A 26548-nucleotide genomic window follows, 5' to 3' on the forward strand; every position below is an offset into this window, starting at 1 on the left:
AACGTAAAATTTGTGACGATATACATATGCATAGAAGCTGTTTTGCTTGTACTTCTATTTAAGAAAAAGCCGCACCATATCGGATATTCTCTGATTTCAATTGGGCTGTTGCTTATATCAGCTTTTCGGGCCGAATCTGTGGGAACGGATGTTGTGAATTATATTATCGAGTACAACCTTCATGGAATCGAAACATGGAAAGAGTCTTTCACAAATTCAGAGTACACCTTTGCAATTTACTGCAAGTTTTTGAATGTTCTTGGCCTAAAGGAGCGCGGCTTTCTTATTGCAACTGCCATCCTGTTTGCAATGCTTCTTATGATTGCACTGCACGTAAATCATTGTGATAAGATTCTGACTTTTTCATTGTTTTATTTTGCCGGACTATATCTTCAGTCATTCTGTATTATACGGCAAAGTCTAGCGATTGTTACTGCTCTGATTTCATATAGCAGCCTTGAAAAGAATTATTCTATTCAAATGCCATACAATAAGGGACGCTTTCAAAGATTTCCTATTGGCTTTGTGATTGGAATGATTATTGCGATAGGTTTCCATCCAACCGTAATTGTTCTCTTTGCGCTTCCCGTCATGATGCTATTTTATGGGCAGAAACGTTGCAGGAAACCCTCTGTTTTTTTACGGGATGGTATTTTGTGTATGTCAGCGGCTTTAATAATACTGCCCGTCCTTTACCCATTTATTCTCCAACACTCCAAAGAAAAGTACCAGGTTCTCTACGGCGGCAGTTATGTAACCGGCCCATTCGGGAACTGGAAAAGCGGCATTCTCTTGGTTGCGCTATACCTTATCTTCTATATAGCCTACTACAATAACTGGAAAAAACTCACCGAAAAAGAAAACATCATCGTCGGCAGTGTTATTATGCTGGCATTTGCTTGTTCCTCATTGAGTATTATCAATAGCACTTTGGGCAGAACCAATCTCTTTTTCGAAGGGCTAATGGTCCTAATGCTTGGCAAATTATTGAGTCATAGATATACCCGAATAAAATCCATCAACTTCTACGTCATCCTCGTATTTTCCGCCTTTTTTATACTGTATCTGATGCGAGATTCAATTGTCGTCGTTCCGTATAAAATATGGCAATAAACAATATTGAAAGGAAAACAAAATGATTCCTAAAGTCATCCATTACTGCTGGTTCGGTGGAAATCCTCTGCCGGAGCTGGCGCAAAAATGTATCGCCTCGTGGAAAAAATATTGCCCTGACTACGAGATCAAAGAGTGGAACGAGAGTAACTTTGATTTGAATTGTTGCGATTATGTCCGGGAGGCATACGAGGCAAAGAAATGGGCATTTGTCAGTGATGTTGCACGACTGTATGCTATGGTTCATGAAGGCGGTATCTACATGGATACAGATGTTGAAGTGATTGCTCCTTTGGACAGTCTGCTGCAATACCATGCAGTTTCGGGTTTTGAAACTGAGCATTCTATTCCAACTGGACTGATGGCATGCGAAAAAGGCAATCCGATGTTCACAGAGTTTCTGAATGAATATAAAACAGCCCACTTTCTGTTGCCTGATAGTTCATTGGACCAAACCACAAATGTAGTCAGAATTACAAATATCTGTTTAAAATATGGCTTTATTCCAAACAATCAGAAACAGACGATTCGCACTTTTACATTGCTCCCACAAGATTATCTATGTCCTAAAAGCTTTGAAACAGGTAAAACAGAACTCACTAAAAACACCCTTACGATTCATCATTTCAATGGTTCGTGGCGATCCGAGCAAGAAGTTTACCAGACCGAACTTTCCAGAAAATTAATTGATTATTTTCCTTTTATACCGCATATACTCCAAGTTCATATAGCTGCTTTTGTCGCAGAAACAAAATTTAATGGTCTAATCCGTGCTATCTGTCGAACAGCAACGTGGGTTAAAAAGAAAAAATAAACGTATTAATCGGAAGGAGTTCCATGCTGTGAAAAAAATAATGCTAGTCTTCGGTACTCGCCCCGAAGCAATCAAGATGTGCCCATTGGTCAATGAGCTGAAGAAGCGCAAAAACATTGAAAAGATTGTATGCGTGACCGGCCAACACCGGCAGATGTTGGATCAGGTGTTGGAAGCGTTTTCTGTTGTACCGGATTACGATCTTTCCATCATGAAGGACAAGCAGACGCTGTTTGATGTAACAGTCAATATTCTGGAACGAATCAAAACCGTTCTGGAAGAAGCAAAGCCGGATGTCGTACTGGTGCATGGTGATACATCTACCACCTTTGTGACAGCGCTGGCCTGCTTCTACTTGCAGATTCCGGTCGGACACGTGGAAGCCGGACTGCGCACCTATAACATTTACAGCCCCTACCCGGAAGAGTTCAACCGCCAGGCAGTGTCCATCATCAGCCAGTATAATTTTGCTCCGACAGAGTTGTCAAAGCAGAATCTTCTGAAGGAGGGTAAAGACCCGGACAGCATCTATGTCACAGGCAACACTGCAATTGACGCGCTGAAAACAACGGTGCGGGCAGATTATACACACCCCGAACTGGATTGGGCGAAAGACAGCCGTCTGATCATGATTACAGCACACCGCCGTGAAAACCTTGGTGAACCGATGCGGCACATGTTCAAAGCAATCCGCCGGGTCATGGACGAGCATCCGGACGTGAAGGCAATTTATCCCATTCACATGAACCCAGTTGTGCGTGAAATTGCGCAGGAGTATTTGGGTGACGATGATCGTATCCATATCATCGAGCCACTGGACGTGCTGGACTTCCACAACTTCCTGAGCCGCAGCTATCTGATCCTGACTGATTCCGGTGGCATTCAGGAAGAGGCTCCTTCTCTGGGTAAGCCGGTTCTCGTAATGCGTGACACCACCGAGCGCCCGGAAGGCATTGCCGCAGGTACACTGAAGTTGGTTGGTACGGAAGAGGAAACTATTTACAAGGAATTCAGTCGTCTGCTGTCGGACAAGGCAGAGTATGATGCTATGAGCAAGGCAAGCAATCCCTATGGCGACGGCCATGCCTGTGAGCGGATTGCGGATATTTTGGAGGCATAAAACCACATACGAGGAAACCATGAAAACGCTTTCTATAATTATACCAATTTATAATACGCCTGAAGAATATTTTTCAAAGTGCCTTGCTTCCTTACAGTGTGCACATGCACATGAAGTTGAAATCATTGCTGTTGATGATGGTTCAAAGCCGGAGTTCAGCGCTAAAATCCAAAAGTTGATTGACAGTTCCCCGTTGGATATCCAATATTATAAAAAGGAAAACGGCGGACAAAACTCAGCCCGGGAATATGGCCTTGAACGTTCAGATGGACAGCATATCTTCTTTATGGATGCGGATGATTATGTCGATACGATTGTATTGGATAAAATCATTGCTCTATTGAAAAAATATCATCCGAAAGTGTTGGCATTTAATTATGATGTCCGTTCACCAAATGGAGTTCTTCTGGAAAAGCATGATCGTTGGCTCAAAGAATACAGTGAAGCGAGTGCGCATACCGGTTTGTTGTACAGCGATTCGTTATGTATGCAGATTTATGAGCGCAGGGCGCTTTGTGAGTGCGGGATTCACTTAGTACAAGGAGTAAAAATCGGAGAAGACTTTGCATCTGCGACAGCAATTCTGGCTGCAATTGGGGAAGAATATACCCTTGGTGAGTGCTTATATCATTATGTAAGGCGGCCCGGAAGTACATTGCAGAGTCCGCCTAAGGATTCAGCGCTTGACATCGTGAGAGCATTTGATACAGCACTACAGCAACTGACTGAACCCATACAAACAGAATACCACGACGAGCTAGAGTGGCTGGCAATTTTGCATATATTGGTTTATAACTCTATCCGTATTCTGGAAAGCTTTGATGGAAATAAAGAGGCGCTCCGAAAAACACGTGAATGGGTTGAAGAAAAATACCCGAATTGGCGAAGAAATCACTATTTGAGAACAGAAACTATCGTAAAAAGCATCTCGTTCCAATTAATAAAGAACGATCATATTTCTCTGTGGACGATACTTCGCAAAGTGAAGAGAAGCATCAGAATATTCATCAAACAATAATAACTAAACCATGAATGAACGAAAAAAAGGTGCAATATTATCCTATATACAGGTGTTCCTGAGCGTAGTTGTCAGTATGATCTACGTCCCAGTTCTCCTGCACTTTCTCGGACAAAGTGAATACGGATTGTATCAGATCGTCGGCTCATTCTTTTCGTATGTCACTGTTTTCGAGTCCTGTGTGTCGGCCGGTATTCTAAGGAACTACTGCAACGCCTTGGGGCGCAGCGACCATGAAGAAGCCGCTGTGACCCTGTCGATGGCAAGAAGCATCTATCGGTTTCTGGCAATCATTCTGGATCTGGTCGGAGTTTCCGTGGTGTTTGCCTTCCGGAGCTTCTACGCAGGTTCATTCAGTACCTCAGAGCTGAACGAAAGCATTGCTATTCTGATCCTTCTGTTCGTAAATATGACTTTCACCTTGCAGGGTTCGGTTTATCTGACTGTGCTTACCGGGCATGAGAAGTACACCTTTTTGCGTATATTATCCATCCTGATGCAGGTCATCCAACCGCTTCTGGTCATTTTGTGCGTCAGCCGGATCCCATATGCAATCACAGTCTCGGTGGTGATCGTCCTTCTGAACCTCCTGACCATTGGAATTCGGTATGGCTATGTGACCCAAAAACTAAAAATACGGATCACAAAACAGCCCAAAGATTCCCGGATCGTGAAAAATATCCTTGGGCTTTCTGCTGCCATCCTGCTTGGAAGCATTGCGGATCAGATCTTCTGGAAAACAGATCAGGTCATTCTGGGACGAATGTTCAACACCGCAGTCGTTGCCGTTTATTCTGTCGGCGCTCAAATTTACATGATGTACATGCAGTTCGGCACACAGGTCTCCGGTGTTTTTTATCCAAAACTCAGCGCCTTGTATCAAGAAGAAAACGGTCTGCAGAAAGTATCGGATTTGTTCATCCGGATAGGACGGATCACCTTCTACATCATCCTTCTGGTTTTATCCGGCTTCATCGTTTTCGGGCGTGAATTTCTGCTGCTGTGGGTCGGAGAAGGCTACGAAGAAGCCTATTGGGTTGCAATCATCGTCATGCTTCCATTTTCCATCGATCTGGCGCAGAATCTCGGACTTTGCATTCTGCAGATCAAGGGGCAGTACGGTTTCCGTGCAAAGATCTATTTTCTGAGCGCTGTCCTGAACATCCTGACGACCATTCTTTTCACAAAATGGATCGGGATCATCGGTGCTGCACTTTCTACCGGCATTTCGATGTTCCTGACCAGCGGCCTGATCATGAACTGGTACTTTCAAAAACGAGCCGGTCTCGACATCCGGAAATTCTGGAAGGAGACTCTGCCCATTATCATCGCCACACTTTTGCTGACCACTGGGGCGCTCCTGCTCAAGCATTTTCTGGTATCCGAGCGCACAGGTTCCTTCCTGACGTTCGGGTTGGAAGTTATTCTTTACACCACACTCTACGGCATCGTCATGCTTAAAATCGTGGCAGACCGTTCCGAAAAGGAACAATTTCTTCAAATTGTCACAAGCTTGACCCTCACTCTAAAACGAAAATAAGTGCCCACCTAACGAAACCACATGCTTTTTACCATTGGGGGTTGTAATGCCGGGTGGCATTCGATTCGAACATCTGCCGGATATAGCGATTTTGACCCACCCGGAGCGTCTCAAGCAGATGCAGCCTTGGAGAAATCTCGTCTGGGAAAACTTTGCGTGACAAACAAAACGAGGCATCCGATTTCAACATCGAGTGCCTTTTTCTTTGTTGCAACGTGTTTTCTCCGAACAGCCACCATATTTTGCCCCGGACTGGGGAGAACAGACAACCCTTCCGTTCAGCCAGAATAACCCCCGGCTCCAGATTTTTAACTACCCCCACCCCCCACTTCTGACTGCCTCTGACTTCTGCCAAACAAAAAGCCAGCATATCATACGCAAATCGTACAATATACTGGCCATTCCGGTTATTCTCTTATCCGGCTTTCTGCGTGAGCCACTTTTCCACTGTCTCCATGCTGAAGCCAATCGCTCTTGCAATCTGCTCTATCGTCAGACCCTGCTCATAGAGGTTCTTCGCCGTCATCTGAGCCTGTTCTTCCCGACCCTCTGCATGACATTCTGCGCGGCCCTCTGCATAGCTTTCATCTCTCAGGTCTTCCATCACTTTACACATTTCGCTCACTCCCTTCGGATTTTCCTTCAGATACCGGGGCTTTTCGGCAAGGATCTCAAAATTCATATCATCGGCACTGGTGCAGTTGAAGTCGTGCATCAGCTTGCCAATGTCAGAGTCATCCCGATATTCACCGTTTACATACAGGACTAAACCGGAATGTCCTACTCCATCCGCAGATGCCGCCACACCGCAGGACGACATTACATGATATTCAAAATAAGATGTTCAGATACTTTTCTGCTTCTGTGCGGATAATCTGCAAATCATCTTCATATCCCATGACTTTGCAAATGTAAAAAGCTTCCCGATAGCGTTCGACACTCTCCTCCTTTTTTCCAAGAAAGAAGTCGCATTCAGCTTCGATTTCCAAACACGAGTGAAGCACCTGATAATGTCCATATTTTATACATGCTTCTTTTCCGTATCTTGCCACCTTTGCGCCTTCCTCATACTTTTGCGACAAATCCAACGATCTGGCAAAATTATACAAAACCAAGGGAAGCATCCTGTTTGAAGTAACCGTTTCCGGAAGATGCTTTCTTATATATTGAAGCAGTCGATAGAAAATATCGGCTGCTTTTTCATTGTCACCGCTCAAAGAATACGCATTTCCAATTTGATTGACCAGTTTCATTTCATCCAATGTAAAGAGAAAGTCTTCAATTTTGTCCAGTTGAAAATCCGGTATGGTCATCCGAATGGCTTGCAACAACATTTGAATCCGTTCGTCATTTGAATATCTTTTATCCAATCCTCCCAAAAGGACTTTCGATCGAAGAATAAACTGTTGTGTGATTTGATCATCCGGCTTTGCAATTTTCTCAAGCCGACTTATTTTGTCAAAGCCCTCCTCAACGCACTTTAGCGCATTACAGGAAACAATTTCCTTCTTGAGTGCTTCTATTTCCAGTTCTTCCGGTGTTACCAACGCATAATATCGGTCATCCGGCAGACCAAGGCGCTGCAGAATCGCATTGATTCGATTTCGGCTGGGGGTCTGTTTTCCGTTTTCAAATCTGGACAATGTAACGGATTCACAAATGCCTGCACAGACCTGCTCCTGTGTCAACCCGAGATCCAAACGCCGCTGGCGGATATACTCCCCCAATTTGTAATTCTGCATTTAGCAGCTCCCTCCAAACTTTAGTATTGCCATAATTGTAATATACTAGATTTTGTACATGTGTGCAAGCGTCTCTTATGAAAACCTGTCGTCCCATGTAATTTTTTATTACACCAGACGATATGGTCAATTGAAATCTTTTGTGATAAAATACAGAAACAGCAGATGAAATGCATTCTAAGCTCTTTGACATACGCATGGAGGAAACAATGATACACTATCTGAAAAAGCAATGGAGGCTCAGTACCCTCACCTGCTTGTTTGCCATCATCGCCTATGGTGCTCAGGCTCTGATTCAGCTTGCCTTGATGAAGATTTTTGATGCCGTGGTATTGCTGGATCTGCGGAGTACTATCTTTTGGACGGCAGTTGATCTGACCTGCTGGGGAGGCTATTTTCTTTTTACTGCTTTACAGGAGCATTGTCAGGCCAAAACAATTCGCGCTTTGAACAATACGGTGCGAGATGGGCTGTATCACTCCTTCCTGCGCAAGAGCCATACCGATTTTCATCAGTCCGACACCGGAGAATATCTCGCCCGGCTGACCAATGATATGAAGCAATTAGAACAGCTTACGTGGATTCCCTTCTTCGGCTGTGTAGGCAGAATTGCGCAGATCGTGTTCAGCATTTTGGGACTTGCCTTTTTGCATTGGTCGCTGGTTGTTTTTTCCGTGATCACAGCAGTTGTTCTTTGGCTTTCCCCAAAACTGTTCCAGAAGAAGCTGGAACTACTGGGGCAAAGCTGCGGTGTGCAGCAGACTGCCGCCATCAACCATTTGAAGGACCTTCTGACAGGCTTTGACGTACTCCAGTTTTTTGGCAGAGGAAATCTCTTTCTCCAGCAGGGAAATAGGATCAGCGATGACATTGAAAAGCCCAGTTGCCAGCTGAGCTATGGTAAATCTCGCATGGAGGCGTTGATTGGCTTTATCAACGTCGCACTTCAGCTCGGCTCGCTTGTGCTGATTGCTGTGCTGACCAGCATGGGACTTGTCACCACAGGCACACTTGCCGGTGGTGTCAATCTGATCGGAGGCGTGGCAAACGGCTTTAACAGTTTGGCCGGTTTGCGTCTCTCCCTCTCAGCCAGCAAGCCTTACTTTGGCAAGCTGCCAACGGTCGATACTGATTCCAAATCGGAAGAGGTTGCTCCTATGTCACCGCTGAAAGCCTCCATTACGGTAGATAGAGTTTCTTTCGGCTATGATGAGAAAAAGCCCATCCTGAAAGATGCCTCCTTCCGCTTTGAAAAGGGCAAAAAGTATGCCCTGACAGGCCCCTCCGGCTGCGGAAAATCCACTCTGCTCAAGCTGCTTTTGGGCTGGCTGCCGGACTACACCGGTACGATTTCGTTTGACGATGTGGACATTCACACCATTACACCCGCTCAGCTCCAGCAACAGATGAGTTACATTGAGCAGAATGTGTTCCTGTTCAATACTACGATTCGGGAGAACATCACACTGGGTGAAGATTTCTCGGAAGAGCAGCTGCATGCGGCCATTCAGGGCAGTGCCCTTGCCGCAGATTTGGCCGCCATGCCCGATGGCCTTGACACCGTTGTAGGTGAGAATGGCAGTAATCTTTCCGGCGGTCAGAAGCAGCGTGTCGCCATTGCCCGTGCCCTGATTCACAATCGCTCCATCCTGCTGGTAGACGAGGGCACCAGTGCGCTGGATCAGAAAAACGCCGACCTTGTGGAAAAGAGCCTGCTTACCAATCCCGACCTGACACTGATCCTCATCAGCCACCACCTGTCGGCAGCGCGCCGTGCGCAGTTCGACCGTGTGTATGAGCTGGCACCTGTAACACAATGATCGCCCTGTAATTTCCCCTCAAATCATAAATACGCCCTGCATGCCGACCAGTGCCGGTGTGTGGGGCCTTTTGCAGTGAAACCGAAACGCTCCACAAGGCTGCTCATATCCTGACCACCAAGGACAAGCCTGCCGATTGCACGGACGACCCCTTCCTTGTGGAGAAGATGTGTGCCGAGTTGGAGGGCCGATGCATAGTAGTTCAGCGTGGTTGAGGTCTGTGCATGTCCAAGCCGCCCGGAGACCGTTGTGATCGGTACATGTGCCGCAATCAGGATGCTGACATTCGAATGGCGGAGGCTGTGGAAGTGAATTGATGGGAGATCGTGTGCTTCCAGAAACTTCGGAAACCAGGACGAGATGATATCCGGGTCCATCGGCTCTCCATTCCATTTCGTGAATAGCATATCGTTATCCACCACTTTGCCATTTTCCAGTGTGACCTTGCGCACCCACACTGAGCCGATCCGGAACCTCTCTACTTTTTGGTATCGCCGGTACTCCTGCAGCAGTTCCACGCAATCCGCTCCTATGCGCAGGCATCTCTTGCCTCGTCTGGTTTTCGGTGCATTGAACACAAGGCATATCCCGGGGATGGACTGGACTGTCCGCTTGATGGAAAGCGTCCCCTTCTCAAAGTCAATGTCCGACCAGCGAAGGGCACAGATCTCACCCCGCCGGGCACCAAGCAGCAAGGCCAGCTGAGTGATCACGCTGTACTGCGGCGGTGCATCCAAGAGGGCATCCAACAGCTTTGGGATCTCTTCCTCGGTCAGCACCCGAACATCGATTTCCTCGGCTTTGGGGTGTTCTGCACGGGAGCACGGATTTTCGTTGATCAACCCCCACTGAACCCCTTTCTTAAAGATGCTGGAGAGCATGGCCTGGTATCGAATGACGCTGTTGTTGTTCAGCTTCCCGTCCTTTTTGGTATGCTCCACAAACGCCTTTGAGAAGGCCAGCCCCACTGCAGCGGACACCTTTTCCGCCGTCTTTCGGCTCACACTCTTACCCGCATAGACCATCCGCATGGTGTCCTGACCGATCCCGGCCTTTTTCGCCAGTTCACCCCGAGTTCCACGCGGGAGCAGGTTCAGAAGGGCTTTCGTGGCAGTGTAGGTACTGTCCCGGCGGACTCCCCTCTCCTCCAGATTGTTGTAGAACGCCATCACATGCGCCGGCTTGATCTTGGACACCTTGAGATGCCCGAGTCCGGCGCTGATCCGGCCACGCATCCTTCTATAATCGTAGAGCGTCTTGGCCTTCAGCTGCTTGTTGGCGTATTCCTCAAACCAGCGGTCGATCAGGTCATCCAGCAGCATGTCTGAGTCCAGCACGAGGCCGTTCGTGACCTGCTGCGAATCCTCTCTGACCGGCTCTCCCTGTGCGAAGAACTGGGCCAGCGTGTCCATGTTGACCAACCACTTTCGGCTTGAGATGGCCGTATAGCAGATCTTGCCCGTTCGGCAGAGCTTGCGGACATATTCGGGTGTCACGTTGAACCGTGCGGCGGCGTTTTTCACGCTGGCCATAGTGGGATAAGGGTTCAGAACAGTTTAGAGTCCCCTCAGCCCGCCAGATGCCCCCACGTCATTCATTTTTAATTAAATCCTCCGGCAGGTGCTCCGGTATGCGCACAAAGCCCCTTTGAAGCTGTCGCATTTCTGTCGCACTTTTCAAGCCCCGCCGGGCGGATATAACAAAAAGAAACCCACGATCCAAGCCGCATTTGAAACGGTGAATCGTGGGTTTTCCTTTGGTGCGCTCGAGGGAACTCGAATCCCTGGCTCTCTGATTAAAAGAATCCAAGGTGCATCATTCGTCAAATTCCAAAAGTTCGAAGAAGCGCTATTTTTATCGTATCATCGTAAAACACGCCTTTGCACACACCGCATTATTTGCATACAGTGTAATGCTTTGCAACCGTTATCCAGCTATTCAGGTGTGCAAAAAGCGTGCAAAAATGTGCAGACGGGCAAAACAAAGCCCAATGGACAAATCAACCACTGGTTTTATGGCAAGGTTTAGGACATCCGAACAGACACCGTTTGATATAGAAATGAGGTTCACCATGAACAAACTGCTTTCCTGCCGCCATTGAGAAAAAAATCCCCACAGCCACAAAAAGGACTGTGGGGATTGCTTTTATGGTGAAGGAGAAAGAGAATAACGTGTTAACCCTTGTCCGCGCCGGAGGTGATGCCCTCGACGTAGAACTTCTGCATGATGACAAACAGAATGGAGATGGGGATAGACACCAGCACACCGCCTGCACAGAAAAGCGCAAAGTAATTGTTGATCAGGGTCTTTTGCAGCATATTATACAGACCGATAGCCACTGTCCAGTCGGCAGAGACGCCCGAATTCAGGATCATTTTTGCCATCACGAAATCGGTCCATGGAACCATGAAAGAGCTGATGATGGTATAGACCAGGATCGGCTTGGACATGGGCAGAACGACCTGAAAGAACACACGGGCATCGGATGCGCCGTCCAGCTTGGCGGCTTCCCGCAGGGAGATGGGGATGGTATCAAAGAAGCCCTTGCAGATCAGATAGCCCAGACCGGACGAACCGGCATAGACCATGATAAGACCGGCATAGGAGTTGGTCAGATTCAGATATTTCAGGACGAAATAGACGGCGATCATTGCCAGCACGCCGGGGAACAGGTTGACGCTGACAGAAAGGTTCTGGATCAGCTTGCGCCCCTTGAAGCGGCAGCAGCTCAGCGCGTAGGCTACCATCAGCACAAAGCAGGTGGAGATAACGCAGTTGAAACAGGCCACCACAAGGGTGTTGGTAAACCAGCGCGGGAACTGCGCCACAGAGTCCGGGTGGAACAGAATGTTGACATAGTTGCGCAGTGTGTAACTGGCCGGGAAGAACTGTCGCACATTGATGCCCCGGTCTGTGGAGAAGGAAGTGACCAGAAGCCACAGAATGGGTACCAGCCAGATAGCTGACAGCAGGGCCAGCAGCAGATGCCGCAGGATGCTGCGGACTGTGCGGAGGATACGCCCGCGGCGCAGCTGCGCTGCGGTCTCTGCCCGGCGTGCCGGAGAAACAGTTGTCTGTGTCAAGAGAACGTCGCCTCCTTTTTATTGAGGAACCGGAAGCATACCAGCGTGAACACGGCACAGATGATGAACACCATAATGCCAATGACGGCGGCCATCTTGTAGTTGTACTGCTCCTGCGTCAGGCGGAACAGCCATGTGACCAGCAGGTCCACCTCTTTTGCGCTGGAGGAAGCCAGCGCCTGATCCTTGGTGATATAAACGTCCTGTGTGAGCAGGTAGATGACGTTAAAATTGTTGACGTTGCGCACAAAATCCGTTACCAGCGCCGGCCCCTGCACACTGAACAGATAGGGCAGCTTGATGTGGATGAAGCTCTGCCACGGCGAGGCACCGTCGATAGTGGAGGCTTCCAGCATATCGGTGGGAATGTTCATCAGCACACCGGTGGCAATGAGCATCTGGTAGGGCACGCCCACCCAGATGTTGATGAGGATGATCATGAACTTTGCCCAGTGCTGGTCGGTCAGGAAGGGAATGTGGTTCATGTTCTGCCCCAGCAGACCGATGGCCTTTAAAAAATCGGTCACGCCTGCATTGGCCATCATGGTGTTGAAGATGCCGGCGTCCGAGAAGAAGTTGCGCACCAGCAGCAGGGTGACGAACTGCGGCACCGCAATGGTGATGATGAACAATGTGCGCCAGAGCTTTTGGCACTTGGTCTTTTTATTGTTGATGAGCATGGCCAGAAATACGCCGCCGAAGAAGTTGGTGAAGGTGGCAAAGAAGGCCCACACCAACGTCCAGCTGAGCACCCGGCCAAAGGCGTAGCTGAAGGTCAGGCTCAGCGACTGCCCGCCAAACAGAGAAGCAAAGTTAGCCAGCCCCACCCATGTAAACAGGGCGGCGGGAGGCATATGCTGCTGATCGTAGTTGGTAAAGGCAACAGCGATCAAAATGAACAGCGGGATGATGGTGAACACCACCACACCCAGCACCGGAAGGGTGAGCAGGGTAACGTAGAACTTTTCGTTCAGGTACAAGGTGATATCCTGCCGGAAATTGTTGGGCTTTTTGCCAGCGGCCTTCTGCGCCTGTAACGCGTAATTGCTCTGCACCACCAGCATGGCAGCAGCGATCAGCGTTACAATGACCACCAGTGCGATCACGCTGAGCAGCAGGATGGCAAACGAGTTGTCGTAGTTGTTGACCTCGTTCTTTAAGGTAAGGGGGTTGAACTGCATCTCCATCTGCACCGTGCCCAACGTGCCGAACTTTTTCAGCGCAGGAATGCCGGAAGTACCCAGAAAATACAGTCCCAGCCCCTGCACCAGCGTTACCAGCAGTGCCTTGATAAGCTGGCCGTGGCCAATGTAGCCCAGACCCCAGACAAAGAGGGACAGCTTTGTAAAAATATCTCCGTGAACAAATGCGTGACCGAACTTCTGAAGGAAATTCGGCTCCCGGCCATCTGCCCGCAAGGGTGGTGTAAGGACCATTTCTGCCACAGAAGTCAACTCCTTTCTTGGTATACAGAGGGGGTTATAGCAAACAGGATGTTAGGTTGACGCCGATTTCTTGTATTGCGATAAAAAGCGGGCACACCGCATTCTGCTGCGTGCCCGCCGGGAAAAACCGGAACTTACTGTGCCACAGGTGCGGTGATGCCGGCCACAGCGTCATCCATCAGCTGCTGCGTGGTCTTGCCCTGCGTGTCGCCGGAGGCGAGGATCTCGCCCAGACTTGCGGCGGAGCTCCAGTAGTTTGCGCCTACCCGCTGCAGGGTAGCGTAGGAGCTCTGCTCAGCCAGTGCGGCAATGGCGGGTGCGGACTGCACAGCCTCGGTGGAGTTTGCGTTGATGTTAGAGGGGCCCAGCTTGCGGTCGTTGAAGCGCTTGATCTGGTTGTCCTCGTTGGTGATGAAGTCGGCCAGCATCATGGCAACGCCCACGTTGGCGCTGTGGGGGTTGACGCCCACCAGCTTGTAGCCGGAGAAGGAGCCCATCTGGACCTGCTCGCCGTTCAGGGTGTAGGTTGGCAGCTTGGTGGCGGCGTAGCCCTCGCCCCAAGCCTCCTCGGCGGTGCTGGCGTTCCATGTGCCGGAGATAGCGGCGCAGCAGCTGCCGTCCTTGATGGCGGAAACAATGTCGGCATCCGCACCGGACTTGAAGCCGGGGTTTACGGCGATATCCAGAATGGCCTGCGTTACGTCTGCGCCGGGAGCCTCGTTCCAGTTGCAGACGGTGTTGATACCGTCATCTGCCAGCGTAGCCACCAGACCGGCACCGGCGTAGAAGCTGTAAATGTACCATGCGTCGTTCACGCTCATCATAAACTTTTTGCCGGCAGCTGCAGCCTTTTCCAGCATGGTGTCCATGCTCTGCACGTCCTCGGCGCTCAGAACGCTTGCATCATAGTACAGGAAGTAGCCGTTGTCGGCGGTCATGGGGTAGGCGTAAAGCTTGTCGTTCATGGTGGCAGCACTCACAGAGCCAGGCAGGTTGCGGCTCTTCACGTCGTCCGGGTTCAGCAGAACCTCCTGCAGCGCACCGGCGTTCACCAGCTCGTTCAGCTGGTCATCGGCAAAGGCGAAAACGTCTGCGGCAGACTCCGGGTCGGCCAGAACAGTGTCCTTTGCGCTGGACTCGGACTGCACGCCGATTTCGATGGTCACGTTGCCCTTATCTGCATTCTGCTCGATGAAAGCATCTGCCATCTCGCGCAGCATGGTCTGATCCTCTTCTGCGCCCCACATGGTCAGCTTCACATCACCCCAGCTCTCCGCAGCAGAGGCAGCCGTACTGGAAGCGGCAGCAGAGGAAGCAGTGCCAGAGGAAGAACCGCCGCAGGCGGTCAGCACACCGGCAGCAGCCATCGTACCCATGGCTGCAAGGAAGTTACGGCGGGAAATCAGCTTTTTCATGATCCAGTTCTCCTTCGTTCTCAATCTGAAATCTTCGACTGCTCTTTGTTGCGCTTATAAGTTGCGCGCATCCAAGCAGCTGTTTTTCTGTACCCATAGGATACCGCATTCTTTTGCTCACGTCAATGGACGAAATTCACGGTATTGTTGAGTCGAAACTGGAAAAAGTGACGGTAAAATCAGGATACATGGGCAAAAGTGCGCAACTTTAGCGCAACCTTTGCCATGCAAAGAGCAAAAATGCCCGCTCCGGGAAAGGAGCAGGCACAAAAAGCGCGTTATTTGATGCTGTGGGAGCGTTCCCTCCACTTGGTAGAATCCCGCAGGATGACCTGATGGCCTTCCAGCTGCCGCATGACGATCTCTTTTCCGGCCAGCCGGTCCAGCAGCATCCGGCAGGCGGTCTTACCCAGCTGCTCTGCATCGTACTGTACCGCCGAGACTGAGGGCGTGATGCTGGCAAGCATGGAACTGTCGTACAGGCTGGCCACTCGCAGATCGTTGGGCACGAGGATATGCCGCGTCCGCAGCTCCCGCATGACCTCAAAGGCGATCTCATCATCGCCGCAAAGGATGCAATCTGCCTTCTGCTCCAGCGCAGCCTCCAGTGCATCGAGCGTCTGCCCGGCAGATTCCACACCGGAATGAACGAGCCGCTGGTCTACTGGCACACCAAATTCCGCGAATCCACGCAGATAACCGCGTATGCGGTCGGTGTTGACGGCGTAGATGGTACTGCCCACCAGCAGCGCGATCCGCTTGGCGCCCAGCTGCAAAAGGATGCGTGTCATCTCGCAGGCAGCCGCGACCTGATCGTTGTCTGCCTGCGGGATGGTCTTGTCCTCGCTGCGTCCGATGAGCACAAAAGGTGTCTTGTATTGCCGCAAAAGTTCGATGCAGGGATCATCCGCCATGGCGTAGGTCAGGATCACGCCGTCCACCTTGTGGTTGGCCAGCTGCCGCTGCAGCTGTGAATACTCGGTGTTGGAGGCGTAGCAAAGCATCAGGTCATAGCCGCGCTGGTCTGCCATGGTGCAGATGCCGCCCATGCACTTGCGCAAAAAGGGCAGATCCAGCGCAATAAACCGCTGCGGTACGACCATGGCAATATTGTTGGTGCGCAGTTTTTCGCCGCTCTGTGCAGAAATAGGCTCGGAGCGGGTACGCCCCATATAGGCGTACACCTTGGTGCGGGTCTCCTCGCTGATGCGTCCCTTTCCGGAAAGTGCACGCGATACCGTTGTTTTAGAAACGCCAAGCGCATCAGCCACCTGCTCGATCGTCATTTTTTCGGTTTCCTTTGCAGCCACAGGATATCCTCTCCTTTTCACAGAACTGCGCAACAATGCGCCACCCCAGCATACCGGGGTAAGCCCGCTTTGTCAAGTATGAAAGCAAACAAAAAGCGTTCTGCTTTTTCGGCAGAACGCTCAAAGGGGAAACTTTTACTTTTTACAGAACCTGCTCGCCGTTTTTCCAGACGGCCGTTCCGTAACGGTTCAGCGCAACACCGCCTACTTCAACCGGATGTTCATTGCAGTTCTGTACAAAGACGAACGTACCGCGCCGCGCGGCCAGAACGCCGTCCGGCAGTGCCTCCGGCCAGGCCGGGTTCAGGCCGACTTCCTTTACAGCGGCACGATAAAATGCGCGATAGAACGCTTCATCGAACCGGCTTGCCAGATAATAGGCACGGCCTTTTCCGTAAGGATGGACGGCGACCGCAGGGTGCCCCTCGTAGTAATCCTCTGCATAGATGCTCAGCGGTGTGGCAGGGTCTGTGTCGTTCAGACTTGCGACCTCGCATAGGACCGAAGCCTGCGTTTCCGGCAAAGTGGAATCGTCCATCGGGGTGCAGCGGCAGGTTTCGCCGTCATACATTCCGTCGATCTCAGTGCGGCGCAGGCCCAGCAGGTCGGTCAAGCCGTAGGGCGTGTCACCCAGACGGCACAAATCGCTTTCATTCACCACACCGGTCCAGTATGTAACCACGACCGTACCACCATTCCGGGCAAAATCACAGAGTTTTTGGGCAAAGGCATCGGTCAGCAGATAAACCATCGGAACAACGACCAAACCATAACCCGTCAGGTCGGATTCCTGATTCACGAACTCCACCGCAATGCCTTCCCGCGCAAGAGCATTGTAGTGCAGCTTCAGCTCGTCCCAGTAGCCCATCCCGGCATTTCGAGGGCCGCAGGAACCTTCCAATGCCCACTTGTTTTCCCAATCGTGGACGATCGCTGCCTGTTTTGTGCGGCAGACTGTTGCAATCTCTGAGAGCACTTCCAGCTTTTGGCCCACACCGACTGTCTCCCGGAAGGGGCGGGCATCCTCCCGCCCATCGTGGCCAATGACTGCACCGTGGAGCTTTTCTTCCGCACCCCGGCTGGCCCGCCACTGGAAGTAAAGCACACTGTCCGAACCATGTGCAACCGTCTGCAGAGCCGCAAGCTCCGCAATGCCGGGGCGCTTCTGTTTGGAGATCGGCTGCCAGTTGGTAAAGCTGGGGCTGGATTCCATCAGCAGGAAGGGCCTGCCCTTCATGGAGTAATACAGGTCGTGCATCAGGGCCGTATCCAACGCCGTTTCTTCCACCGTTTCGCTGGGCTTGTGCCATGTGGGGTAGTTGTCCCAGCTGGCCACGTCGATCTCCTTGGACATTTTGAAATAGTCGATGCCATCAAACCGGTACATCATATTCACGGTGAACTTTGCAACCGGTGCAAATTCTTTCACGGTATCACGCTCAAATTTCAAAAAATCAATATGCCGGTCACTGACAAAGCGCTTCCAGTCCAGCGCAAGACCCTGCACGGCATTTTCCCCCTGCGGGGCAGGGCTTTCGATTTGTTCCCAAGCGGTATAGTCGTGACTCCAGAACCGGGCGTTCCACGCCTTGTTCAAGGCTTCCAAAGAGTTGTACCGTGCCTTGAGCCAGCGGCGGAACGCAGCCTGACACAGCTCGCAATGGCAGTCGCCGCTCATCTCGTTGGAGATATGCCAGAGCAGGACAGCCGGGTCATTGCCGAACCGCTGTGCCAGCTTCTGGTCGATGATGCGGACTTTTTCCCGGTAGATCGGCGATGTATAGCAGTAATTCTGCCGCCGGTTGTACAGCTCCCGGACCCGGTCTGCCCGGACTCGGCGCACCTCGGGGTATTTGTGTGCCATCCAAGCAGGGCGGGCCGCACTGGGCGTTGCAAGGATCGTATAGATTCCATTGGCATACAGGTTATGGATGATGTCAGCCAGCCAATCCAGCTCAAATACCCCCTCCTGCGGTTCCAACGTGGACCATGAGAACACACCCAGCGTCACAGTATTAACGTGTGCCTTTTTCATCAGTTCGATGTCCTGCGCCAGAATATCGGGCCGGTCCAGCCACTGTTCCGGGTTGTAGTCTCCGCCATGAAGTAATCTGAGCTGCTGCATGATAGCGGCCTCCTTTGGTTGCGCAAATTGCGCAACATTTTTATCGGATAAAGTGACGTTCGATACAAAGTATAGCAAGAACCTCCGCAAGATGCAATGCAGCTATATGGAATTTCGTTGTAATAAGCTGAACGTTTGATGCGGCACAAGAAACCATCCATGGATGCTTTGGAAGATTCCACAACGTTCATGTGGGATTTATAGGCAGGTTGTCAAAATGCAGAAATACATTGATTGAACGGGAAAGCACTTGAACGCCATGCTATAAGTCCTACGATCACCGCTTTATCACAATAAAATTTGCAAAACCATCTTGACGCACCTTGTAAACCTTGACACTCTCTGTCACAAATTCCACTGAGCTTGTCGGGGCGAGGCCCGACAAGCTCTGCTCACGATGCACAGAATGCAGACAATGCAAAGAAAAACACGGCTTTCCCGCCGGTGTGCAAAAAGTGTGCAAAAGTGTGCAGAGCTCCAGAAAATGGAAAATCCCACGATGAATCTTACGATTCTTCGTGGGATTTTGGTGCGCTCGAGGGAACTCGAATCCCTGGCCCTCTGATTAAAAGAATGGCCGCTCTAGGATTCGGCTGTTTTTCGTCATTCATTTTTACATAGAATTATCGTTGTTTTTGTGCTTGGTCGCACATTCTTATTTCCGGGCTTTTTTAGTGAATAAGGCACAAATAAGGCACTTTCTAGAGGACACCCAACAATGAACAGAAAAAGAAGCAGCCCACAGACCCGGCGGAATTATCCCCGCCCCCTGTGGGCTGTATTTTTGTTTCCGAGTTATGCGTGGTTCTCTTCCCGAATCCGAGTGAATACATCCGTTAGCGCGTCCGCCGCTGCTGCATCCGCCGAACGGATGAACCCGGCGTAAATATCGGTGGTGGTGCTTGTCTTGGCGTGGCCCAGACGGCCAGAAACCGCCGTAACGGGAACGTGGGCGGCTATCAACAAGCTGGCGTTGGTATGCCGCAGACTGTGGAAGTGTACAAGCGGCAGGTCATGCGCGGCCAGAAAGCCCGGGAACCACGTTGTTACCGTCTTGGGGTCGATGGGTGCGCCGTTCCATTTGGTAAACAACAGGTCATTTTCCACAGTCTTACCCTCTATTTCCACCTTGCGCACCCACTCGGAACCGATTTTGAACCGTTCCGCCTTTTGGTGTTTGCGGTATTCCTGTAGGAGCTGCACACAGTCTGCGCCCATCTTGATGCACCGTCGGGAGCGTTTTGTTTTAGGCGAGGTGAACACCGTGCCTTTGCCCGGGATGTATTGCAAGGTACGTTCAATGGAAATTGTACCCGCGTCCAAATCTACATCAGACCAGCGCAGGCCGCAAATCTCGCCGCGCCGTGCGCCCGTAAACAAGGCAAGCTGTGTAATGACACTGAATTGTGTTGGCGCATCCTGCAAGGCTTGCAATAGCCGGGCAACGTCCAATTCTTCGAGGGCCTGCACGTCTATCTCTTCGGCTTTGGGTGCTTCTGCCCGCTTGCAAGGGTTTTCCGGCACAAGCCCCCACTGTACCGCCTTTGTGAATACGCTGGACAACATCCGGTGATAGTGCTGCACTGTGTTTCCGTTGAGCCTGCCGCCCTCTCTGGTGTGCTCTGTGAACGCTTTGGAAAGCGGAAGCCCAGCGGCCCGGGAAACCTTTTCCGCCGTGTTCTTGCTCACATTTGCGCCTCTGTGTACGTTCCGCATGGTATCTTCCCCAATGCCTGCCGCCTTTGCAATCTCGCCCCGCTTGCCGTGCGGCAGCAGTTCCAGCAGGGCAGGCGTTGCCGTATAGGTGCTATCTTCCCGTACGCCATGCTCCTCTAGGTTCGAGTAAAAGGCCATGAGGTGCGAGGGCTTGACTTGGCAGACCTTGAGCTGCCCCAGCCCGGCGGAGATACGCGGCACCAAACGCCGGTAGTTGTAAACCGTCTTGGGCTTGAGCTTCTTTTCTGCGTACTCGGTGAACCACCTCTCTATCAAATCATCCATCTTCATAGAGGCTTCAAGCGAAATGCCGTTGCGCACTTCCTGCTCGAATGCGTCCGCCTGCCGTTTCAGCTCTCTTTCCAGCTTCTTCCCAGTCATTCCCGGCGGAGGCGTATAGGTGCGGTTTACCAGAACCTGACGGCCCAGACGGTCATATCCATTGGAAACCCGGATGCAGTAGGAGCAGGAGCCGTCTTTCTTCACCCGCTTTGTTATCTTTGCCATGTGGTTACACTTTCTGTGGGACTGCGCCCACGCTGACAGCGGCAGAGAAGCCCCGCCGGGCGGCTTTAGCTGTTCTTGTGGTCTGTATCTTTGGGAGCATCCCCGGCGGCGTCCTGTGCATCCTGTGCGTTCTCTGGTGGATGTTTTTCCTCTCGCTGATATTTATAAATTTGAGTAAGTTCCTCAATTCTTTCTCTTGCAACACGCTGACCGTCTGCATTCAGTTCCTCATAGTAAACGACAATATCCCGCAAGTCGGGCGGCAAAAAACGGAACAACTGCAAAAGTGCGCTTCCGGATTCTTTTCCTATCTCGTCTACGGCGGTCCACATTTGATTTTCAAGGACAGAAAGTGCCTTTGCGGCCTTGCCGTTAGTTAATGCCGGGGTTATTTTTCCTGTTTCAAGCGATTTTTGCAGCTCCCCTTTCAGTGCTTTGGCTGTATCCTCTGCATCAAAAAGAGAACGCTGCACCGGGTCTGTGTCACCGTAAAGCAAATAACCGGGCGTAACCCCCAAGGCATCCGCGAGCTTTCTTAAAGTTTCAATTTTAGGATTCCGCAAATCATTTTCCCACTGGGCAATACCAGCCGCAGAAATCCCCAATTTATGTGCAAGTTCTGCCTGTGTCATGCCCGCACTCTTTCGAGCCTGCCTGATTCTTTCGCCGGTCGTCATTGCCAAACATCCCCCTTTTCTGAAATCAGTATAGCATAATTTTTAGCAGAAATAAAGCATAAGATAATGTTTTCGCCTTGACATACTCTTTTGCTAATGTTATATTGTTAGCATACGATAAAGAAAGGATAATGATACTATGAGAGTTGACCGTGTCAAACTGATTGCCGAAATGGCCCGGCAGAACATACATATTAAGGAATTAGCAGAAAAAGCACTCGTGTCCCGTGTGACTATTACAGCCATGCGCGGCGGCAAGAGCTGCAACGTCAACAGTGCAAGACGTGTCGCGCAGGCTTTAGGCGTTTCATTGGAAAGCCTGCTGGAAGATAGAAAGGAGAGTTGACACATGGGCGACACTATCCGTTATCCCAATATGGGAACAGTCAAAAAGGCTGCTGAAATTTACGGCCTGTCCCCGGTCTACATCCGCCGACTGTGCAAAGAGGGCAAAATCAGGTATGTAAATGCCGGGCATATGTGGCTCGTGAATCTGGACAGCCTAGCCCGGTACTTTGAGCAGGGCGACCCGGCCCCTGCGGAGCCCGGCCAGACCGCCCACGGAATCCGGCGGCAGTGGGGGTAGTTATGGATGGCACGAAAGCAAAGCGCGAGACCGCTTCCCCGCTGGATGTCCGCCGCTCCTGATTGCAGAGAGACACGGTTCGTTCAAATTGGCGATACGCTTTTACACAACGAACGATTCAAAGCCTTGAGCCCGGGCGCATTCAAACTATACGTTTGTTGTTCCATGGAAGCGGCCGGACGAATCAACTTTCAAATTCCCGCATCTAAAGCAGAAAAATACGGCATCCCGCGAAAATCATTTCAGCGTTACTTGCAAGAGCTGATAGACGCCGGATTTATCCAACTGAACAGAAGCGGTAAAACTACCCGCACCGCAAACGATTATTCATTCTGTTTTGATTGGTACAATCCCCCTTGAACAAAAGGAGCACCGTTATGAAGATTTTCGATATTCTCCCCGTGGGAGAAGAAAACGCTATCTCAGCAAAAGCTCTCAGTGCAAAACTCGGCCTATCTGTGCGCGAATGCCGCGCTAGAATATCAAAAGAACTGCAAGAGGGCTCGTTCTGTCTTTCTTCAACACATCGTCCCGGCGGATATTTCCGACCATCTCCCGGCGAAAAAGGGCGTCAAGAACTTTTGCGCTTTTACCGTCGAGAACTTTCGCGCAGCCGTTCGAGTGCTCGAAAACTGAAAACAGTCCGCACAGCTCTTGAGGAATGCGAGGGACAAGAAACCGCATTCGATATAGACACCCTTGAGTGACCTCTTTATCTTCTTATTTATTTTTGTCAATGGATGGCTATATATAGTATATCTGGGTCAAAATGACCCAGTGTGCAAAAATGTCAAATAACGTATTATCGTCATCACACTGGGCCAATTTGACGCAGTGCGACCGTAGAAAATGGCTTTGCACTGGGCCAAAATGACACACATACAGTGCTTGTACTGGGTCAATTTGACCCAGCCAAAATTTGAAAAAAGCGGTTATACAAAAGTAGGACAAGAGTATACAACTGTTTCATATCAGAAAGGGAACGACAATGGCTGACAGCAAGAAGAATGTGTTTTTTATTGGCGGCTATTCCTACACTGTTGACAAGTCAACGCCTCTGTGTAGGCGTGAGGATTTTTTCCACAGCGCAACTCTATATCAAAGCCCGAATGGTAGGTTTTTCGTAGTAGAAAATGATGCTGCGGACACGATTACTGTAAAAGTCCTTTCAAAGTCTGATGCGAAAACTTTCATGGATGAACACCCCGCCGGGATTTTCACTGAAAACTATATCCGTATCTTTGGGCAGCCAAAACAAGGATAGTCCATCGTATACCAAGAGTGTACCAAAAGTACACCGATTTCGGCAGACAGAAAGGGATTGTTACCTTGACACCAAACACTGTGGACGCACTTACCAATGAAGAACAGGTGAAAAAGATTCAGGCTCTCGAGCGTGGGGCGGCAGAATCAACGCGACTTATAGAAAATCTGTGGGTCCAGAACTGTGGGCTTGTAAAAACAATCGTCCACAATGTAACAGGGCTGAACGCAGGCGAGCCCGGGTTTGATGATATGGAACAGCAGTCTTTTTTCGGCTTTCATGCGGCTATTTATACATACGACCCGGCGGCAGACATAAAATTTTCAACATATGTTGCAAAACGCATAAAGTGGGAGATATGCCGGTACTATGAGCGCAACGGCTATACAATTCGCGTCCCGGCCTTTATGAAGCGTCGTTTTCGTGAATGCCTGAAAAAGCAGCAGCAACTAGAAAACACACTCAGCCGGAAAGTGAGTATAGAAGCCGCGCTCCGTGAGTTGGGACTGTCCGATTCTATTATAGCCGGGACTATGGCAGCCTTTCACCGTATGAAAACAACTAGCATTGAAGCTGGAATAGAGTGCAGTGGCGAAGATTCAGACGCTTCTTTGTTGGATTTCTTGAGCAGTGATACCGATATGGAAAATACTGTAATATCTCAAGAATGGCACAAAGAGCTACACCGGATTTTGTTTGAAGCCCTCGCCGATATTCCCGGCGAACAGTGTTCTCTTATCGTACGGCATTACTTTAACGGTCGAACCTTTCGACAGTTGGCAGAAGAATACCATACTACCCCTCAAACATTGTACAACTGGAAAGAGGCTGCTTTTCGCTCTATTCGCACCGGAAAATACGGAAAGGCTCTTGCGGAGTTTTCTTCCAGCGAGAGCGGGAAAAGGCGGGCAGATTCTCTTATAAAACAAGACCTGAATGCCTTAAAACGGCTTGAATTGTCGAATAAGGAAAAGGAGCTCTTAGCATTATGACGTCTTACGAAATGCGCAAGGAATGGTTTACAGAGGTTCTTGAAAACTACCATACTATACCGGCTGTCGATTGGAAACGGCTGTTTATTGACCGCATTCTTGAAACAAGCCGAAACATTGCCCACAATGAGCAGGAAAAACGGTATCACAATTTAATCATCTTGCGGTATATCGCCGCTGAAAGGCTATCTACGCAGAAAATCTGTAAAATGCTTCACATAAATCGGGACCGCCCCAATTATGATGCCATTACCGCACACGCAATCGATAGGTTGCTAGTGCTGGCATTTGGAACGGACGGTATAAACTGGAATGATACGAGCACCTGAACATAAAAACGCCGACCGTTTTAGGCGGCCGACGTATTAAAAGCCGGGAATGGTGAAAATTCACTCCCGGCTTTTTGTTATAAGCATTCGGCCTTTTGTCCGGCCTCAAATGCGGATTTTTCCCTAAGATATGCCACATGACCCGCTGCACGGTCGATAGCATCCCTTAATTCGCTGTTATCAATCCGCTTGAGCAATGCCGATAGAGCATCTTCTGCCTTTGCAATGTCGGGCATCTCTTGTCGGCTCTCGACATAATCATCATAAGTACGCATTTTATATCACCTTTCAAAATATCCCCGGCGGGCTTTCTCTGCGCCGCCGGGTCAGCGGTTCAATTCAGGCGTTCAGGGGCTTCACTTGAGATGCCCCAAAGAATGATGCGCGGTAAGTCTGGCTGTCCCCCTTGCTGCTGTGGATGAGAACCACTTGAAACAGAGCCTTTGCACCGTGCAGGACTTCAAACCCGGCGGTTTTCCATCCTGTCCATGTGTTCACCTGATCGGCCACGCCTGCGGTCTGCTGGGCTTTCTCAATGCGCTGGGCATTGACCGGGGCGGCCTTTGCGCTGTTCCATGCCCTGTGCAGGGCTTCAGCAAAGCTGCCCACGCCCTTGCGGTACAGCTTCCATGCCTTGTGCATGATTTCAGAAAGATTGTACTTCATATGATGACCTCACTTTACATTGCGGGCCAGCCCTGCTATACTGGGCTTGACCCTGTTGTTGGGTTTGGCTCGGTGTTGTAGTTGGTAGCTCTCACCGGGTCATTTTTCATATACAGCGGCGGGAGTGGGTTACTGTCTTAGCTGGCGTTCTGCTCTTGCGCTCCCGGTACATCCTTCGCCCCTTGCCTTCCGGTCGTGCTCCCTTGCTGTGATTCTATTATAGTACTGTTTACCGTACAAGTCTATTGACAGATTTGACAAGGTTTACAGTGTATTTCTGTGTATATTTGTACTGTTAACCGTTCTGATTTTGTGATATACTGTTTACAGAACAGGAGTGAAAGAAATGGTTACTGAGGCAAGAAAAAGAGCCAATGCCAAATGGGACAAAGAAAACATGGTCGTTCTGGCCTGCAAGGTCAAGCGGGAGACGGCGGAGCAGTTCAAGGCCGCTTGTGCTGCACAGGGGACAACGTCCAATGCGGTTTTGCAGCAGGCCGTGAAAACCTTTTTAGACGAACACCCCGCGCCGGAACAGCCCCACGCCGCCCGGAATGCCCCGGACGATGATACAGAAGCCCGGCGGGCCGCCCTGCTGGAAAGCATCAAAGGGCTGTAAGGCTGGGAAAGGATGTTGAACAATGCCAGACCACGCCAAACAGGTAGGTATACTGTGCCAGCGTGTTATTGACCTGCTGGGGCTGTCCATGACAGAGGGGCAGAGTATCTTACTCGGTGAATCCAATGTAGCCCACATGGTCAGCCGCCACCCGGCGGATTTTGCCCTTTATGGGGAGTATATCCCGCTGATTCTGGCCGCGCCGGACTATGTGGCCCTGAATGCAAAGGACGGCTCCATTGAGTATGTCAAGGAAGTGCAGGTTAACAGCGTCTTTGTCAAGGTCGCTGTCCGGGTCTCCGCGCGGGGTCAGCTCTTTGCCCGGTCGGTCTACCGCCTGAACACAAACCGCGTTCTAAACTTCATTGAAAAAGGCACATTAAAGCAATACTAAACGAACCAACACGAATTGACATTTTCTCGTGTTCTGGTATAATAGAATTGCAAAGAGAACCAGAGGACGGAACAGGCAGCCGTCACCCATCGTTAGGAGATGCGGGAAGCGTCACCCCGCCTGATTCTCGAACAGAAAGAGGCCGTTGCAGAGATGCAGCGGCCTTTTGCTTTTAGAATATTTCCGCACCGGAAATGCGCTGGTTTGGTGTCATTATGGGTTTTTTGTACCTTTTCCGGGTCGGAAATCGCTC

At 50.4% G+C, this 26548-nt stretch carries 27 protein-coding genes; 15 read left to right on the top strand and 12 right to left on the bottom strand.

Features of this window, described 5'->3' with window-relative positions; translation table 11 throughout:
- Positions 1-12: 12 nt before the first annotated feature.
- Genes J3351_RS03085 through J3351_RS03105 form a run of 5 tightly spaced genes read left to right on the top strand, consistent with a single transcriptional unit; the run spans position 13 to position 5605 of the window.
- Positions 13-1113, top strand: coding sequence for an EpsG family protein (locus J3351_RS03085; RefSeq protein WP_186851707.1), 1101 nt, complete (start codon positions 13-15; stop codon positions 1111-1113).
- A 22-nt stretch (positions 1114-1135) separates the two neighbouring features.
- Positions 1136-1927, top strand: a complete 792-nt coding sequence (locus tag J3351_RS03090) for a glycosyltransferase family 32 protein (protein WP_156062095.1) — start codon at positions 1136-1138, stop codon at positions 1925-1927.
- A 28-nt stretch (positions 1928-1955) separates the two neighbouring features.
- A complete protein-coding gene (wecB, locus tag J3351_RS03095) occupies positions 1956-3047 on the top strand; it encodes a non-hydrolyzing UDP-N-acetylglucosamine 2-epimerase (RefSeq protein ID WP_156062094.1) in 1092 nt (363 codons plus the stop codon).
- Positions 3048-3066: 19 nt separating this feature from the next.
- Positions 3067-4065 (top strand): glycosyltransferase family A protein, encoded by a 999-nt coding sequence (locus tag J3351_RS03100; RefSeq protein WP_197037019.1) that lies wholly within the window; start codon positions 3067-3069, stop codon positions 4063-4065.
- Between the two features lie 10 nt (positions 4066-4075).
- Positions 4076-5605 (top strand): oligosaccharide flippase family protein, encoded by a 1530-nt coding sequence (locus J3351_RS03105; protein ID WP_156062092.1) that lies wholly within the window; start codon positions 4076-4078, stop codon positions 5603-5605.
- A gap of 415 nt (positions 5606-6020) precedes the next feature.
- Here the strand turns inward: J3351_RS03105 and J3351_RS14090 are convergent, their stop codons facing one another.
- Entirely contained in the window at positions 6021-6425 is a 405-nt protein-coding gene (locus tag J3351_RS14090) for a helix-turn-helix domain-containing protein (RefSeq protein WP_227622796.1), read from the bottom strand.
- A 10-nt stretch (positions 6426-6435) separates the two neighbouring features.
- Positions 6436-7347, bottom strand: coding sequence for a helix-turn-helix domain-containing protein (locus J3351_RS03115; RefSeq protein WP_154277393.1), 912 nt, complete (start codon positions 7345-7347; stop codon positions 6436-6438).
- A 209-nt stretch (positions 7348-7556) separates the two neighbouring features.
- On the opposite strand from J3351_RS03115, the gene J3351_RS03120 reads away from it, so the two are divergent.
- Complete coding sequence (locus J3351_RS03120) at positions 7557-9167, top strand: ABC transporter ATP-binding protein (protein WP_207697106.1); 1611 nt, start codon at positions 7557-7559, stop codon at positions 9165-9167.
- Between the two features lie 23 nt (positions 9168-9190).
- Here J3351_RS03120 and J3351_RS03125 read toward each other — a convergent pair whose 3' ends face one another.
- The 8 genes from J3351_RS03125 to J3351_RS03160 form a co-directional block, all read right to left on the bottom strand.
- A complete protein-coding gene (locus tag J3351_RS03125; RefSeq protein ID WP_207684968.1) occupies positions 9191-10699 on the bottom strand; it encodes a tyrosine-type recombinase/integrase in 1509 nt (502 codons plus the stop codon).
- 642 nt (positions 10700-11341) lie between these two features.
- Complete coding sequence (locus J3351_RS03130) at positions 11342-12250, bottom strand: sugar ABC transporter permease (RefSeq protein ID WP_370569206.1); 909 nt, start codon at positions 12248-12250, stop codon at positions 11342-11344.
- Complete coding sequence (locus tag J3351_RS03135; RefSeq protein ID WP_207684981.1) at positions 12247-13686, bottom strand: carbohydrate ABC transporter permease; 1440 nt, start codon at positions 13684-13686, stop codon at positions 12247-12249. The genes J3351_RS03130 and J3351_RS03135 overlap by 4 nt, the downstream gene beginning before the upstream one ends.
- Positions 13687-13829: 143 nt before the next feature.
- The gene (locus tag J3351_RS03140) at positions 13830-15110 is read right to left on the bottom strand and encodes an extracellular solute-binding protein (RefSeq protein WP_207684967.1); all 1281 of its coding nucleotides are present in this window, start codon (positions 15108-15110) and stop codon (positions 13830-13832) included.
- 278 nt (positions 15111-15388) lie between these two features.
- Entirely contained in the window at positions 15389-16420 is a 1032-nt protein-coding gene (locus J3351_RS03145) for a LacI family DNA-binding transcriptional regulator (protein WP_207684966.1), read from the bottom strand.
- Positions 16421-16562: 142 nt separating this feature from the next.
- A complete protein-coding gene (locus J3351_RS03150) occupies positions 16563-18545 on the bottom strand; it encodes a beta-galactosidase (protein ID WP_207697107.1) in 1983 nt (660 codons plus the stop codon).
- Between the two features lie 795 nt (positions 18546-19340).
- Positions 19341-20768: a tyrosine recombinase XerC gene (gene xerC / locus J3351_RS03155; protein ID WP_177718864.1), complete on the bottom strand. Its 1428-nt coding sequence runs from the start codon at positions 20766-20768 to the stop codon at positions 19341-19343.
- 65 nt (positions 20769-20833) lie between these two features.
- Positions 20834-21445 (bottom strand): helix-turn-helix domain-containing protein, encoded by a 612-nt coding sequence (locus J3351_RS03160; protein ID WP_154260021.1) that lies wholly within the window; start codon positions 21443-21445, stop codon positions 20834-20836.
- A gap of 139 nt (positions 21446-21584) precedes the next feature.
- Here J3351_RS03160 and J3351_RS03165 point away from each other — a divergent pair, with 139 nt between their 5' ends.
- The 7 genes from J3351_RS03165 to J3351_RS03195 all read left to right on the top strand — a co-directional run bounded on the left by J3351_RS03165 (position 21585) and on the right by J3351_RS03195 (position 24616).
- Positions 21585-21791, top strand: a complete 207-nt coding sequence (locus tag J3351_RS03165; RefSeq protein WP_154260023.1) for a helix-turn-helix transcriptional regulator — start codon at positions 21585-21587, stop codon at positions 21789-21791.
- A gap of 3 nt (positions 21792-21794) precedes the next feature.
- Positions 21795-22031 (top strand): helix-turn-helix domain-containing protein, encoded by a 237-nt coding sequence (locus J3351_RS03170; protein WP_207697108.1) that lies wholly within the window; start codon positions 21795-21797, stop codon positions 22029-22031.
- Between the two features lie 6 nt (positions 22032-22037).
- Positions 22038-22391 carry a hypothetical protein gene (locus J3351_RS03175; RefSeq protein ID WP_154260027.1) on the top strand — a complete coding sequence of 118 codons (354 nt, stop codon included), beginning with the start codon at positions 22038-22040 and terminating at the stop codon, positions 22389-22391.
- A 17-nt stretch (positions 22392-22408) separates the two neighbouring features.
- Positions 22409-22738: a hypothetical protein gene (locus J3351_RS03180; RefSeq protein WP_154260029.1), complete on the top strand. Its 330-nt coding sequence runs from the start codon at positions 22409-22411 to the stop codon at positions 22736-22738.
- Between the two features lie 281 nt (positions 22739-23019).
- Positions 23020-23295, top strand: a complete 276-nt coding sequence (locus tag J3351_RS03185; protein ID WP_154260031.1) for a hypothetical protein — start codon at positions 23020-23022, stop codon at positions 23293-23295.
- Positions 23296-23360: 65 nt separating this feature from the next.
- On the top strand, positions 23361-24287 hold the full coding sequence (locus tag J3351_RS03190) for a sigma-70 family RNA polymerase sigma factor (protein ID WP_154260033.1): 927 nt from the start codon (positions 23361-23363) through the stop codon (positions 24285-24287).
- A complete protein-coding gene (locus tag J3351_RS03195) occupies positions 24284-24616 on the top strand; it encodes a hypothetical protein (protein WP_055188572.1) in 333 nt (110 codons plus the stop codon). Before J3351_RS03190 ends, J3351_RS03195 begins: the two co-directional genes overlap by 4 nt.
- Positions 24617-24693: 77 nt before the next feature.
- Here J3351_RS03195 and J3351_RS03200 read toward each other — a convergent pair whose 3' ends face one another.
- Together J3351_RS03200 and J3351_RS03205 are read right to left on the bottom strand one after the other, a co-directional pair.
- On the bottom strand, positions 24694-24891 hold the full coding sequence (locus J3351_RS03200) for a hypothetical protein (protein ID WP_055188573.1): 198 nt from the start codon (positions 24889-24891) through the stop codon (positions 24694-24696).
- A 64-nt stretch (positions 24892-24955) separates the two neighbouring features.
- The gene (locus J3351_RS03205) at positions 24956-25282 is read right to left on the bottom strand and encodes a hypothetical protein (RefSeq protein ID WP_207697109.1); all 327 of its coding nucleotides are present in this window, start codon (positions 25280-25282) and stop codon (positions 24956-24958) included.
- A gap of 346 nt (positions 25283-25628) precedes the next feature.
- Between J3351_RS03205 and J3351_RS03210 the strand changes: the two genes are divergently transcribed.
- Both J3351_RS03210 and J3351_RS03215 read left to right on the top strand, forming a co-directional pair.
- Positions 25629-25901 carry a plasmid partition protein ParG gene (locus J3351_RS03210; protein ID WP_154260036.1) on the top strand — a complete coding sequence of 91 codons (273 nt, stop codon included), beginning with the start codon at positions 25629-25631 and terminating at the stop codon, positions 25899-25901.
- 22 nt (positions 25902-25923) lie between these two features.
- Positions 25924-26295: a PBECR2 nuclease fold domain-containing protein gene (locus J3351_RS03215; RefSeq protein WP_154260037.1), complete on the top strand. Its 372-nt coding sequence runs from the start codon at positions 25924-25926 to the stop codon at positions 26293-26295.
- Positions 26296-26548: the final 253 nt, after the last annotated feature.

This window comes from Faecalibacterium sp. Marseille-Q0746 (assembly GCF_017377595.1).
Classification (GTDB): Bacteria; Bacillota; Clostridia; order Oscillospirales; family Ruminococcaceae; genus Faecalibacterium; species Faecalibacterium duncaniae.